Annotated in this window: 15 protein-coding genes; 14 read left to right on the top strand and 1 reads right to left on the bottom strand. The window is 60.1% G+C overall.

What is annotated here, in order from left to right:
• Positions 1-64: 64 nt before the first annotated feature.
• The 4 genes from KVQ82_RS17045 (at position 65) to KVQ82_RS17030 (ending at position 5,465) form a co-directional block, all read left to right on the top strand.
• Positions 65-1,063 carry an ATP-binding protein gene (locus KVQ82_RS17045; RefSeq protein WP_198759270.1) on the top strand — a complete coding sequence of 333 codons (999 nt, stop codon included), beginning with the start codon at positions 65-67 and terminating at the stop codon, positions 1,061-1,063.
• On the top strand, positions 991-1,722 hold the full coding sequence (locus tag KVQ82_RS17040; RefSeq protein WP_260687682.1) for a VWA domain-containing protein: 732 nt from the start codon (positions 991-993) through the stop codon (positions 1,720-1,722). Before KVQ82_RS17045 ends, KVQ82_RS17040 begins: the two co-directional genes overlap by 73 nt.
• A gap of 156 nt (positions 1,723-1,878) precedes the next feature.
• Positions 1,879-3,525 (top strand): phospholipase D-like domain-containing protein, encoded by a 1,647-nt coding sequence (locus tag KVQ82_RS17035; RefSeq protein WP_222014699.1) that lies wholly within the window; start codon positions 1,879-1,881, stop codon positions 3,523-3,525.
• Between the two features lie 380 nt (positions 3,526-3,905).
• Positions 3,906-5,465: a TerC family protein gene (locus tag KVQ82_RS17030; protein ID WP_222014698.1), complete on the top strand. Its 1,560-nt coding sequence runs from the start codon at positions 3,906-3,908 to the stop codon at positions 5,463-5,465.
• Positions 5,466-5,631: 166 nt separating this feature from the next.
• Here KVQ82_RS17030 and KVQ82_RS17025 read toward each other — a convergent pair whose 3' ends face one another.
• Entirely contained in the window at positions 5,632-6,060 is a 429-nt protein-coding gene (locus tag KVQ82_RS17025) for a co-chaperone YbbN (RefSeq protein WP_222014697.1), read from the bottom strand.
• A gap of 276 nt (positions 6,061-6,336) precedes the next feature.
• Here KVQ82_RS17025 and KVQ82_RS17020 point away from each other — a divergent pair, with 276 nt between their 5' ends.
• From KVQ82_RS17020 to KVQ82_RS16975, 10 genes are all read left to right on the top strand, one after another.
• Positions 6,337-6,585 carry a type II toxin-antitoxin system Phd/YefM family antitoxin gene (locus KVQ82_RS17020; protein WP_150368399.1) on the top strand — a complete coding sequence of 83 codons (249 nt, stop codon included), beginning with the start codon at positions 6,337-6,339 and terminating at the stop codon, positions 6,583-6,585.
• Positions 6,575-6,856, top strand: coding sequence for a type II toxin-antitoxin system RelE/ParE family toxin (locus KVQ82_RS17015; protein WP_098964185.1), 282 nt, complete (start codon positions 6,575-6,577; stop codon positions 6,854-6,856). Before KVQ82_RS17020 ends, KVQ82_RS17015 begins: the two co-directional genes overlap by 11 nt.
• A gap of 286 nt (positions 6,857-7,142) precedes the next feature.
• Entirely contained in the window at positions 7,143-7,991 is an 849-nt protein-coding gene (locus KVQ82_RS17010) for a transporter substrate-binding domain-containing protein (protein ID WP_222014696.1), read from the top strand.
• 51 nt (positions 7,992-8,042) lie between these two features.
• Positions 8,043-8,705 (top strand): amino acid ABC transporter permease, encoded by a 663-nt coding sequence (locus KVQ82_RS17005; protein WP_003225455.1) that lies wholly within the window; start codon positions 8,043-8,045, stop codon positions 8,703-8,705.
• Between the two features lie 9 nt (positions 8,706-8,714).
• Complete coding sequence (locus KVQ82_RS17000) at positions 8,715-9,377, top strand: amino acid ABC transporter permease (RefSeq protein WP_222014693.1); 663 nt, start codon at positions 8,715-8,717, stop codon at positions 9,375-9,377.
• Complete coding sequence (locus tag KVQ82_RS16995; protein WP_041064592.1) at positions 9,374-10,171, top strand: amino acid ABC transporter ATP-binding protein; 798 nt, start codon at positions 9,374-9,376, stop codon at positions 10,169-10,171. Before KVQ82_RS17000 ends, KVQ82_RS16995 begins: the two co-directional genes overlap by 4 nt.
• 28 nt (positions 10,172-10,199) lie before the next feature.
• A complete protein-coding gene (locus tag KVQ82_RS16990) occupies positions 10,200-10,589 on the top strand; it encodes a RidA family protein (RefSeq protein ID WP_007912330.1) in 390 nt (129 codons plus the stop codon).
• Between the two features lie 130 nt (positions 10,590-10,719).
• The gene (locus tag KVQ82_RS16985; protein WP_222014691.1) at positions 10,720-11,484 is read left to right on the top strand and encodes an IclR family transcriptional regulator; all 765 of its coding nucleotides are present in this window, start codon (positions 10,720-10,722) and stop codon (positions 11,482-11,484) included.
• A gap of 39 nt (positions 11,485-11,523) precedes the next feature.
• Positions 11,524-12,738, top strand: a complete 1,215-nt coding sequence (locus tag KVQ82_RS16980) for an amino acid deaminase (RefSeq protein WP_222014689.1) — start codon at positions 11,524-11,526, stop codon at positions 12,736-12,738.
• A 139-nt stretch (positions 12,739-12,877) separates the two neighbouring features.
• Positions 12,878-13,813: a sugar kinase gene (locus KVQ82_RS16975; protein ID WP_222014687.1), complete on the top strand. Its 936-nt coding sequence runs from the start codon at positions 12,878-12,880 to the stop codon at positions 13,811-13,813.
• The last annotated feature ends 17 nt before the right edge of the window (positions 13,814-13,830 follow it).

Here is a 13,830-nt window from a genome sequence, read left to right as displayed (position 1 = left end):
CACTGGGATCAACGTGGCTCCCAGCAATTTTCGAAAGATCACCGACCATGACCGAGTATTGAAGATGACCGACATCCCGCATTTCCCGCTCTCCGCCGTGGTCGGCGCCGATGACTTGAAACTCGCGCTGTACCTCACCGCCATCGACCCGAAAATCGGTGGCGTGCTGATCGAAGGACCACGCGGAATGGCCAAGTCGACTCTGGCCCGTGGCCTCGCCGATCTGCTGGCCAGTGGTCAGTTTGTCACGTTGCCACTGGGCGCCACTGAAGAGCGTCTGGTTGGCACCCTTGATCTCGACGCGGCACTGAGTGAAGGGCGGGCGCAGTTTTCTCCCGGCGTGCTGGCCAAGGCCGACGGCGGTGTGCTGTACGTCGATGAAGTGAACCTGCTGCCCGATCATCTGGTGGATCTGCTGTTGGATGTGGCGGCCAGCGGCACCAACCTGGTCGAGCGTGATGGCATCTCGCATCGGCATTCGGCACGGTTTGTGTTGATCGGCACAATGAACCCGGAAGAGGGCGAATTGCGCCCGCAGCTGTTGGACCGTTTTGGCCTGAACGTCGCCCTCAGCGGTCACACCGCGCCGACTGAACGCGGGCAGATCATCCGCCGCCGACTGGATTTCGACAGCGACCCGCAGGCGTTCTGCGCGCAGTGGGAAGCCGAGCAGCAAGCGCTGCGCGAACGCTGCGAACAGGCGCGCTGCGCCTTGACGCGCATTGCGCTGGATGACGAGGCTTTGGCAAGCATCACCGAGCGCTGCTTTGCCGCCGGCGTCGATGGCTTGCGGGCCGACCTGGTCTGGCTGCGTGCGGCCCGAGCCCACGCGGCATGGCGCGGTGCCGAAGCCATTGCCGAGCAAGACATCGATGCGGTAGCGGAATTCGCCCTGCGTCATCGCCGTCGTGAGTCCACTTCGCCCAGCCTTCAACCACCTGCTCAGAACCAGACCAGCACCCAGGCCGAACCAAGCGAGGGGCAGGGGCAGTGGGGCGACATGCCTGCTCCGGCGCTGACGACTGGCGCACGCCGCGAAGTGCCGAGCTGGCCAAAAAAGTAACCGGCATTCGTCCCCGATCCGACGCGGGGGCGAATGCCAGACCCCGCGCCGGACGACTCGACCACGGACGCCAGGGCAAGCGCCACGCTGCGCGCAGCGGTCTGGTGAACTGGCCGGGGACGCTGCTCAACGGCCGGCCGCAAACCCGTGAGGACTTGCAGTTCCAGCTGCGCACGCGTGCTCCCCATGAGTTATGGCTGGTGATCGTCGATACGTCGGCTTCGACGCGTCGGCATCAGGCACTGAGCGATGCCAAGGGTTTGCTCGCGCAATTGTTTGATGACGCTTACAGACAACGGGCACGACTGGCACTGCTGACAGCCAGTGGCAGCGCGCCGCAATGGCAGGTGCAAGGATTGAAGGCTTCAAGTGGCTTGCGCACCTGGCTGGAGACACTGGGCGCGGGCGGCGGCACGCCATTGGTGGCGGCGTTGACGCAGGCGCAGCAATGGCTGATGCAGCGACAAAAGCGTTTTCCGGCCGAGCAGCAACGCTTGTTGCTGGTGACGGATGGACGTTTGAAAACCTTGCCGCCGCTGCTGCCGCTGGAGTGTCCGGGGTTGCTGATCGACATCGAGCGGGGGCCGATCCGTCTGGCGCGAGCGCGGGAATTGGCGGCGGTGCTGAATGCGGAATATCGGCATATCGATGATCTGTGAAGTCTGAGCGGGCCTCTTCGCGAGCAAGGTTGGTGAACACCGCTTGCTCTGTGGGAGCGAGCCTGCTCGCGAAGGTATCGCCTCGGACCATGCGGGATCACCAAAAACCGCAGCGCTGCTCTATGCTCCACCCAGCCCAATCACAAGGAGTGAATCATGCGGGTACTGGTCGCCAATCCTCAGGACGATTTTCGCGTCAAAGCCTACGCCGGCACCAACGGCGTGCTGCTCGCCATGGACCTGTCCGAACCCCGACGCAAAGGCTTGCTCGGGTTTGCCATCGAAAAGCAACAGGGCGACAAACCGTGGTTGTTCCTGTTCAACAGCCTGACGTTTCCCGGCAAGGCTCACACTTTTCCCCAATATCACGCCACGCCCAGTGATAAGGCACCGCTGCAAAAATTCCGCTGGGCCGATTACGCCGTCAACCCGGGCACGACCCTGCACTATCGCGTGCACCTGGCCTACGGCACGGCGGACGCGCCGCTACTGGGCGAATCGCTGGAGCTGAGCATCACCAGTGACGACGGCCACCCGGCCAATCAGAGCGTGATCTTCAATCGCGCCGTGGCTGCCAGTCAGGCGTTTCAGCGCAAATTTCCCGACCTCGACGCACAGATCAGCGCCAACAAGAACCTACCCATCGAAGCCTGGCCCGGCGCGGCGCGGCTGTGGCTGGAGAACGGGCTGCTGGAGCGTTTGCTGAACTTCATCGAGCGCGCTGCGGACGCGCAGTGGGCGTTGGACATTGCGATCTACGAGTATCAGTTGCAGGCGATCATCGATGCCGTAAACGCGGCGTTCGCGCGAGGGGTGCAAGTGCGCGTGCTGTACCACGCCCAGCCTGATGATCCCGATACGACCCTGAACGAAGCGAACCTTGCCCAATTACCAGCGGCGAACAAGCGGGGCCGGGTCACTCACAACATTTTCCACGACAAATTCATCGTCCTCAGCCGGGTCGATGGCGTCGGTCAGCGTCAACCGCAGGCGGTGCTGTGCGGCAGCACCAATTTCACCGCCAATGGCGTGTATCGCCAGGCCAATGTGCTGCATACGCTTGATGACGTGACCATTGCCACGCGCTATTTGCAAACGTTCGAAGAAGTCTGGGCCAATCCCGCCGACGTCGCTGCGACGCGCAACTGGATCACCGAGCACAACCCGATGGACCCGACGCAGCCGCTGTTCGCCGGGTTCTCGCCACGCAGCGGTGGCGGCGATTTGCGTGAGTTTGTCGAGATCATCGAGGCGGCCAGCAAGGACGTGCTGTTTGTCACGGCGTTCACCTTGCCGGACGCGATCCTCAATGCGTTGCTTGGCAAGCCCCATGACGACATCCTGCGTGACGGCCTGCAAAACACCGCTAGCCGCATCACCGGGTTTCATGCCGACCGCACCGCCGAATTCGCCGCCACCGCCTTGCTCAACACCGGGCTGGAAGGCTGGCTGAAAGAAAACATGAAAGGTCAGAAGGGCAACCTGCTGGTGCACACCAAAGCGGTGGTCGTCGACTTCACCAGCGACAGGCCGACGATTATCAGCGGCAGCCACAACCTCAGCACTTCGGCCAGTAACGGCAATGATGAAAACTACCTGATCATTCGCGGCGACACCGATCTGGCTGATCGCTATGGTCTGGAATTGCTGCGGTTTTATGAGCATTACCGCTTCCGCTATTTCGCGAAAAAACTCGAGCTGAAGCAGGTGAGTCCGTTGGCGCTGGATGACAGCTGGACCAACGATTACTACGTGGAGGGGGATTTGCGGCAGTTGTCGCGGTTGCGCTTTGCCGGACGATGACAGCCAACTGTAGGAGCTGCGAAGGCTGCGATCTTTTGACTTTGTTTTTTTAAGGTCAAGATCAAAAGATCGCAGCCTGCGGCAGCTCCTACAGGGGGGGCAGTGGTCGTTGATACAGATTTTGAAATGATTTCGCTCTGTAGGAATTGTCGTCAGAGCCTGTACGCTCCAAGGCCATTTTTCATTCAGGATTTGCATGAACACCCTTTTGGAGCCTCCCAGTCGTACCTTCTCCTCGCGCCATGGCGCGGTCTTGACGCACTCGCAGCATCCGGTTTTCCGCCTCCCGACTATCGTTGACAACGCGGCCTCAGAGCCTTCGCGTTGCACTTTGCCGTGCCCGGCAGCCTGAATTCACTGAAGAGAGATCGAGACATTTTATGGAATGGTTAGCGGATCCCACGGCCTGGTTAGGCTTGTTGACTTTGATCGTGCTGGAGCTGGTGCTGGGTATCGACAACCTGGTGTTTATCGCGATCCTGGCGGACAAACTGCCGCCGCATCAGCGCGATCGTGCGCGGATCATCGGCCTGTCGTTGGCGCTGATCATGCGCCTGGGCCTGTTGGCGAGCATTTCCTGGCTGGTCACCCTCACGCAGCCGTTGTTCGAAGTGTTCGGCAAGAGCTTCTCCGGCCGTGACCTGATCATGCTGTTCGGTGGTGTGTTCCTGCTGTTCAAGGCGACGATGGAGCTGCACGAACGGCTCGAAGGGCATGTCGGCCAGCGCTCGACCAACGCGGCTTACGCATTGTTCTGGCCGATCGTGGCGCAGATCGTGGTGCTCGATGCGGTGTTCTCGCTGGACGCGGTCATTACCGCCGTGGGCATGGTCGATGAACTGGCGGTGATGATGATCGCGGTGATCATTTCCATCGGTTTGATGATTGTTGCGAGCAAGCCGCTGACCCGCTTCGTCAATGCGCACCCGACGGTGATCATGCTGTGTCTGGGCTTTCTGATGATGATCGGTTTCGCCCTGACGGCCGAAGGCCTGGGCTTCCACATCCCGAAAGGCTATCTGTACGCGGCCATCGGCTTCTCGATCCTGATCGAGGTGTTCAACCAGATCGCCCGGGCCCGCCGCAAACGCTCGATGCAAGGCCTGCGCCCCCTACGTGAGCGCACGGCCCATGCGGTGATGCGCTTGCTGGGCGGGCGCAAGCTGGAAGTGGAGGAGGTCGGCGAGGAAATCTCCGACCTGCTGGATGACGGCGAAGCCCCGAGTGTAGAACTGTTCGACCGTCGCGAGCGGGTGATGATCAGTGGTGTGCTGCAACTGGCCGAACGCCCGATTCGTAATCTGATGACCGTACGCGCGGACGTCGACACCATCGATCTGGCTGACGACGCCGAGACGATTCGCACAAAATTGATGCACTCGTCGTATTCACGTCTGCCGCTGATTCGCAACGGTGCTGTGGATGAACCGTTGGGCTTCGTGCACAAGAAGGAATTGCTCAAGGAGTACCTGAGCGGCATTGAGCCGAACCTGGAACATCTGGCGCGCAAGACCATCAACTTGCTCGACAGCTATTCGATCCTCAATGCGCTGGAGCAGATGCGCGCAGCGTCGACCCACATTGCTTTTGTGGTCAACGAGTTTGGCGACTTCGTCGGCGTGTTGACCATGACCGACATCCTCGAATCGATTGCCGGCGAACTGCCCGATGCCAGCGAAATAGAAGGCCCGGACGTGATCGAGGAGCAGGGCGGTTTTGTCGTCAGCGGCGCATTGAATCTGACGCGTGTTCGCCAGCGCACCGGGTTTGGCGCCGAACCGACCGAGGACTATCAGACCCTGGCCGGACTGGTGATGAGCCTGCTGGATCGCTTGCCGATGATCGGCGATCGGCTGCAGTACGCAGGCTGGCAAATGACCGTCAAAGCCGTTGAGGAACGACGGGTGACGCAGGTGTTGCTGGTGCGCGATTCTGCGTAAGGCAGCAGCCTTGCGCTGACGGTGCCGGCCCCTTCGCGGGCAAGCCCGCTCCCACAGTGCACGCGTCGTACACGAAATGTGTGAACAACGTTGACCCCTGTGGGAGCGGGCTTGCCCGCGAAAGCGATGTGTCAGACGCCGTAACGATTACGGGAAATGCACTGCCTCAAATCACCCGCCGATGCGCACGCGTGATTGTGCAGAGCCTGCTCAATGTGCGGCGCAACCACGGCAGGTCATGTCGTGGTTTCTGCTGCACCACCGGTGCCCTGGTCATGCCAATATGCCGGGCAAAGTTCGCCGCCAGTGTTTCCTCTGTGCCGATGCCCTTGAGCTTCTTCAGCAACTTGCCGTTTTTGTAGAACAGCACCGTCGGCGTGCCGGTGACCAACGGATGGCGCGGCGACTCACGGGTGTTAAGCATGTAGATATTGGCGCGATGACGGTACGGCTCGGCAATCTGACGAAAAATCGGCCCGGCGAACTCGCAGGCGGGGCAGTGCTCATTGGCGAAATACAGGATCACCGGGCGCCAGGTTTTCAGGGCTTTGCGGTAAACCGGGGCCAGATTGGAAATGGTATTGGCAGCGCTCATTGAGAACTCCTTTTCAACGACCTCGAAGGTTCGATGACGTTAAAGAAGGGTGAAGAACAGGACTACTGTCAGAAATTACAGGTGGCCTGTGGATTCGCGAGATTTTTCCCACTTTTATGAAGGACCGGCCCGACACGAAGCCCGGAAATATGGAATGTCGGGACGTGATACCTTTTTTCACTCAATAAAAGAGAAGGCGGTAATAAGCGATAGGCGTCGAAGCCGTCTTGGAGTGCTATTTTAAGCACCATCAACAGCACTCCAGGGAGCACCATCATGACTCACATAGTTCTTTCTAATATCGTTGCGAGTATTTCTGAATTGAAAAGAAACCCCATGGGTACCGTGGCCGCCGGTGGCGGCCAATCTGTTGCAATCCTCAATCGAAATGAGCCAGCGTTTTATTGTGTTCCCGCAAAGGAGTATGAGGCGATGATGAATCGCCTTGAGGATCTGGAACTGATCGCACTGTGCAAGGAGCGAGAAAACGATCCCACCATCAAGGTCTCTATAGATGACCTATGAGCTGGAGTTTTCCGAGAAAGCCTGGAGGGAATGGAGAAAGCTTGATTCAGCACTTCAGGATCAGTTCAAGAAAAAGCTCTCTACACGTCTGGTCAATCCTCACGTTCCTGCCGATCGACTCCGAGGGTTGGGAAACGCCTACAAAATCAAGCTTCGCAGTGCTGGATACAGGCTGGTCTATCGCGTAAAGAACGAGGTTTTGGTTGTTACCGTGATTGCGGTAGGGAGAAGAGAGCGGGGAGAGGTCTACGACAAAGCCGCTTGCAGATAGATATGGAGAGCTGGCCCCTTCAATCGTTAACCACATTGCACCGAAGTAGCCCTTCGTGCTCCATCTGGGAACCTGCTACTCGTTATTTGTAGCCTAAGGTAGCGCAGCCCATCAGTACCCGCACCTGACTCCATTTTTCGCATTTCCTGCATCCCGTTGATTCCAAAAACATTTAACCCCTCTACAGTTTCCCTGTGATTCCTGTGGCACACTTTCTGCTGTCTATTCCGTAGTAACAAACCGTGTTCCGGTATAACGGAATAAACATCATCCTGGAGTGCTTGCCATGCATCGCCGTCCTTCGTTGTTCAAAGCGTGTGTTTTTGTTCTTGCGGCTTCGTCCGCTGCCATGGGCATGGCCCAGGCAGCCGACAGCAAACTCGACAGTGTTCTGGCCCGGGGCAAGCTGATTGTCGGCACCGGCAGCACCAATGCGCCGTGGCACTTTCAGGGTGCGGACGGCAAGTTGCAGGGCTTTGATATCGACATCGCCAGGATGGTGGCCAAGGGGTTGTTCAATGACCCAAGCAAAGTAGAGTTCGTCGTGCAGTCGTCCGACGCGCGAATTCCCAATCTGCTGACCGACAAGGTCGACATGAGCTGCCAGTTCATCACCGTCACCGCCAGCCGTGCGCAACAAGTGGCGTTCACCCTGCCGTACTACCGCGAAGGTGTCGGCCTGCTGCTGCCGGCCAACAGCAAGTACAAGGAAATCGAGGACCTGCAGGCGGCCGGTGACAGCGTTACTGTGGCCGTGCTGCAAAACGTCTATGCCGAAGAATTGGTGCATCAGGCGCTGCCCAAGGCCAAGGTCGATCAGTACGACAGTGTCGATCTGATGTATCAGGCGGTGAATTCCGGTCGCGCCGATGCCGCTGCTACCGATCAGTCGTCGGTCAAGTACCTGATGGTGCAGAACCCTGGCCGCTACCGCAGCCCGACCTACGCGTGGAGCCCGCAGACCTACGCCTGCGCAGTCAAACGCGGCGATCAGGATTGGCTGAACTTCGTCAACACCACTCTGCATGAAGCCATGACCGGCGTTGAGTTCCCGACTTACGCGGCATCCTTCAAGCAATGGTTCGGTGTCGACCTGCCGTCGCCGGCGATCGGTTTCCCTGTCGAATTCAAATGATCCCGTGAGAGTGGGGCGATACAAATCGCCCCGCTCAAGGTACTGCTGACCATGAACTATCAGTTGAACTTTGCTGCCGTGTGGCGCGATTTCGACACCTTGCTGGCGGGGCTCGGTCTGGGCCTTGAACTGGCGCTGGTGTCGATCGCCATCGGCTGCGTGATCGGCCTGCTGATGGCGTTTGCCTTGCTCTCGAAGCATCGCGCCTTGCGGGTGCTGGCCTCGGTGTACGTCACGGTGGTGCGTAACACGCCGATTCTGGTGTTGATTCTGTTGATCTACTTTGCCTTGCCGAGCCTGGGGATCCGTCTGGACAAGATTCCCTCGTTCATCATCACGCTGTCGCTGTATGCCGGTGCCTATCTGACCGAAGTGTTCCGTGGCGGCTTGCTGAGCATCCCCAAAGGCCAGCGCGAAGCGGGGCTGGCGATCGGACTCGGTGAATGGCAAGTCAAGGCCTACGTCACCGTGCCGGTGATGCTGCGCAATGTGTTGCCGGCGCTGTCGAACAACTTTATCTCGCTGTTCAAGGACACCTCGCTGGCCGCCGCGATTGCGGTGCCGGAGCTGACCTATTACGCGCGCAAGATCAACGTCGAGAGCTACCGGGTGATCGAAACCTGGCTGGTGACCACGGCGTTGTATGTCGCGGCCTGTTACCTCATTGCCATGCTGCTGCGTTACCTCGAGCAGCGTCTGGCGATCCGCCGATAGGAGGCTGCGATGTACGAATCTCCCAGTTGGTTGCATGAATTGTGGGTGGCACGCGAGACGTTGCTGCAAGGCTTCCTGACCAGTGTGCAGGTGTCGGCATTGGCGATTCTGTTCGGCACGCTGCTCGGGGTTGTCGCCGGTCTGGTGCTGACTTACGGCAAGTTCTGGATGCGCGCGCCGTTCCGCTTTTATGTCGACATTATTCGCGGCACGCCGGTGTTTGTATTGGTGCTGGCCTGCTTCTACATGGCGCCGGCGCTGGGCTGGCAGATCAGCGCGTTTCAGGCCGGTGCGCTGGGCCTGACGCTGTTCTGCGGCTCGCACGTTGCCGAGATTGTGCGCGGTGCCTTGCAGGCGTTGCCACGTGGGCAGATGGAAGCGAGCAAGGCGATCGGCCTTACGTTTTATCAATCCCTCGGTTACGTGCTGTTGCCCCAGGCGTTGCGGCAGATCCTGCCGACCTGGGTCAACTCATCCACCGAAATCGTCAAGGCCTCGACCTTGCTCTCGGTGATCGGCGTCGCCGAACTGCTGCTCAGCACCCAACAGATCATCGCCCGGACCTTCATGACTCTGGAGTTCTACCTGTTCGCCGGTTTTCTGTTCTTCGTCATCAACTACGGCATCGAATTACTCGGCCGGCACATTGAAAAGCGGGTGGCCCTGCCATGACTCAAGCTCAAGTTTCCAACGTTTCAAATGGCCAGCCGCTGCTGGACATCCGTGGCCTGCACAAGCAGTACGGTGCGGTCGAAGTGCTCAAAGGCGTCGACTTGAGCATGCAGCGCGGCAACGTCGTGACGCTGATCGGCTCCAGCGGTTCGGGCAAGACCACCTTGCTGCGCTGCGTGAACATGCTCGAAGAGTTCCAGGGTGGGCAGATCCTGCTCGACGGCGAATCCATTGGCTATGACGAGGTCGGCGGTAAACGTGTGCGTCACGCGGAAAAAGTCATCGCCCGCCATCGTGCGATGACCGGCATGGCCTTCCAGCAATTCAACCTGTTCCCGCATCTGACAGCCTTGCAGAACGTTACCCTCGGTCTGCTCAAGGTTAAGAAGATGCACAAGGACCAAGCCGTCGCGCTGGCCGAGAAATGGCTGGAGCGGGTCGGCCTGCTGGAGCGGCGCAATCACTTTCCCGGGCAGTTGTCCGGCGGTCAGCAACAGCGCGTGGCGATTGCCCGGGCGATTGCGATGAACCCGAGCCTGATGCTGTTCGACGAAGTCACCTCGGCCCTTGACCCGGAGCTGGTCGGTGAAGTGCTGAACGTGATCAAGGGCCTGGCCGAAGACGGCATGACCATGCTGCTGGTGACCCACGAAATGCGTTTCGCCTTCGAGGTCTCGGACAAGATCGTTTTCATGAATCAGGGGCGGATCGAGGAGCAGGGGCCTCCCAAGGAGCTGTTCGAACGCCCGCAATCACCGCGTCTGGCTGAGTTTCTCAAGAGCACGCGGTTCTAATTTTGCTATGTAATCAGGAGAAGTACCCATGAGCATTACTCGATACGGCACCGGCAGCACGGCCGCTGGCGGTCAGCCACGTCCCTTCGCGCGCGCCGTTGAAGCGGACGGCTGGCTGCACGTGTCCGGCCAGGTGCCGGCAGTGGATGGCGAGATCATCGTTGGCGGCATCGTCGAGCAGACCCACCAGACCATGAAGAACCTGATCGCGATTCTCGAAGAGGCCGGTTATGGCCTGGAGGATGTGGTGCGGGCCGGGGTGTGGCTGGACGATCCCCGGGATTTCAGCAGTTTCAACAAGGTTTTCGGCGAGTACTTCAAACCTGAACACGCCCCGGCGCGGGCCTGTGTGCAGGCGAGCATGATGGTCGATTGCAAGGTCGAGATCGACTGCATCGCCTACAAGAAAAAGGCCTGATTGTCGTCGGCTCTTGTAGGAGCTGCCGAAGGCTGCGATCTTTTGGCAATTTTGGATGCACCACGAAGGCAAGATCAAAAGATCGCAGCCTGCGGCAGCTCCTACAGAGGCATTTTGAGTGAGTACTGACATGACCGAAGACACCATCAAACGCCGGGCCCGTGGTCTGGACCGGGCGTTCGATATCCTCGATTTCCTCAAGGAGATCGGCCAGCCGCTGCGTCCGAATGACATCGCCAACGGTATCGGCAGCCCGAAATCCACGGTCTACGAACTGGTGGCGTCGCTGCTGGAGCGACGGATTCTGGAGCCGGTGGGCAAGGACGGTCACGTCTATCTCGGTCGCCAGTTGTACTTCCTCGGGCAGGCGCACCTGCGCCATTTCGACCTCAGTCGCGAGGCCGATCACGCCTTGCAGGAGATCGTCAGCCAGACCCGGGAAACCGCGCAGATGTGCCTGCTCAACGGGCGCAAATACACGGTGGCGCTGATGAAGGAGGGTGAGCGGCATTTCCGCATTTCGTCCGACATCGGCGAAAACGCGCCGATCCCGTGGACTGCGTCCGGGCGCTTGCTGCTGGCGCATTTGAGCGACCAGCAGATCATCGACCTGATCGACGAGGACGACTACATCCTGCCCGACGGCGAACGCCTGCCGCTGGAGCGCTTTCTGGCGGAAATTCGGCAGGCCGGGATCGACGGTTTCTTCTCCTTCGACAGCGTGGCCGACACCTTCACCCATTGCTTCGCCGCGCCGGTCAAAGACCCCAATGGTGTGGCCATCTGCACCCTGTGCATCGTCGCCCCACGGGCCGATGCGAAAAACAATTACGACGACTATCGCCGGGTGCTGATCGAGAGCGCCAACAGCCTCGCCCGGCGTATCAACGAATAACCGCGGCTGCCTGCGGCCGCGACAGTGAGGAGTTCAAGCATGACGACTGCCATCAATACCGCTGTGGAAAAAGGCGCCGCTGCCATTGGCGCGCACCTTGTGCGTGACGTCAGCCTGCCGGCGCTGGTGCTGCACCGCGAGGCGCTGGAGCACAACATTCGCTGGATGCAGACGTTCGTCAGCGACAGCGGCGCCGAACTCGCGCCCCACGGTAAAACCAGCATGACCCCGGCGCTGTTCCAGCGTCAGCTCGACGCCGGCGCGTGGGGTATCACCCTCGCCAGCGCCACCCAGACCCGCGCCGCGTATGCCCACGGCGTGCGGCGGGTGTTGATGGCCAACCAACTGGTCGGCACGCCGAACATGGCGCTGATTGCCGATCTGCTGGCCGATACCGATTTCGATTTCTACTGCATGGTCGATCACCCGGACAACGTCGCCGATCTGGGCGCCTACTTCGCTTCGCGCGGCGTGAAGTTGAACGTGATGATCGAGTACGGCGTGGTCGGTGGCCGTTGCGGTTGCCGCAGCGAGCAGGAAGTCATCGCACTGGCCCAAGCGATCAACGCGCAACCGGCGCTGGCCCTGACCGGCATCGAAGGTTACGAAGGGGTGATTCACGGCGATCACGCGGTCAGCGGTATTCGTGAATTTGCCGCGTCACTGGTGCGCCTGGCGGTGCAGTTGCAGGACAGCGGCGCGTTTGCCATTGCCAAGCCGATCATCACTGCCTCGGGTTCGGCGTGGTACGACCTGATCGCCGAGTCGTTCGAAGCGCAGAACGCCAGCGGGCGCTTCCTCAGCGTGCTGCGCCCGGGCAGTTATGTCGCCCACGATCATGGCATCTACAAGGAAGCGCAGTGCTGCGTGCTGGATCGTCGTAGCGATCTGCACGAAGGATTGCGCCCGGCGCTAGAGGTTTGGGCCCACGTGCAATCGCTGCCGGAGCCGGGTTTTGCGGTGATCGCTCTCGGCAAGCGCGACGTGGCGTTCGATGCCGGCCTGCCGGTGCCATTGCTGCGTTACAAGGCCGGTGTATTGCCAGCGGTGGGCGACGATGTCGGCGCGTGCAAGGTGACGGCGGTGATGGACCAGCATGCGTTCATGAACGTGGCGCCGGGGGTTGAATTGCGGGTGGGCGATATCATTTCCTTCGGCACCTCGCACCCGTGCCTGACCTTCGACAAGTGGCGGGTGGGGTTGTTGGTGGATGAGCAGTTGGCGGTGGTCGAGAACATGGAGACTTGTTTCTAAGGCTTGAGACCGCGTTGCGGCGATTCGCTGGCAAGCCAGCTCCCACAGGGATCTCATGAGCTGTGAAGATTGTGTGGGAGCTGGCTTGCCAGCGATGAGGCCGGATCAAACACCACCGAATCAGCAGAGACGCCACCCGATGACCACCCTCAGCCCCCTGGGCCCGAACACCCCGCGCATCGCCCTGATCGGCGAATGCATGATTGAACTCCAGCACCGCGCCGACGGCAGCCTGCAGCAAAGCTTCGGCGGCGATACCTTGAACACGGCGGTGTATCTGTCCCGCGCCCTCGGCGACAACGCTCAGGTCGATTACGTCACTGCGCTGGGCGATGACAGCTTCAGCGATGCCATGTGCCAGAGCTGGGCCGATGAAGGCATTGGCCTCGACATGGTGCAGCGTCTGCCCGGTCGTTTGCCGGGTCTGTACTGCATTCAGACCGACGCCAACGGCGAGCGACGTTTCCTCTACTGGCGCAATGAGGCGGCGGTGCGCGATTGCTTTACCACTCCGGCGGCGGAGCCGATTCTTGCAGCGCTGCCGGATTACGACGTGCTGTATTTCAGCGGCATCACCCTCGCGGTACTCGGCGCCAAGGGCCGTGAGCGTTTGATCCAGACTCTTATCGAAGCCCGGCAGCGCGATGCGCGGATCGTCTTCGACAACAACTATCGGCCACGTTTGTGGGCGTCACAGGAAGAGGCGCGGGCGGCCTATCGCAGTGTGTTGCCGCATGTCGATCTGGCATTGCTGACCGTCGATGACGAGCAGGCACTGTTCCATTTTTCCGACTGCGATGCGGTGTTCGAGGCGTATGCGCAGATCGGCACGCCGGAAGTGGTGCTCAAGCGCGGCGCCGAGGCATGTCTGATTCGTTGTGATGGCGAGGCGTTTGAAATACCGGCGCAGAAGGTCGAGAAGGTGGTGGACACGACGGCGGCGGGGGATTCGTTCAGTGCGGCGTATCTGGCCAGGCGGTTGTCGGGTGGCAGTCCGGTGGAAGCGGCGCAGGCTGGGCATTTACTGGCGAGTCGGGTCATCCAGTTCCCGGGAGCGTTAATCTCTAAGGACTGACAACTATCCCTGTAGGA

This window comes from Pseudomonas sp. AO-1, assembly GCF_019775695.1.
Lineage (GTDB): Bacteria > Pseudomonadota > Gammaproteobacteria > Pseudomonadales > Pseudomonadaceae > Aquipseudomonas > Aquipseudomonas parakoreensis.
Note: the sequence above shows the minus strand (reverse complement) of the source record. Positions and strands in the feature narration are given on the sequence as shown.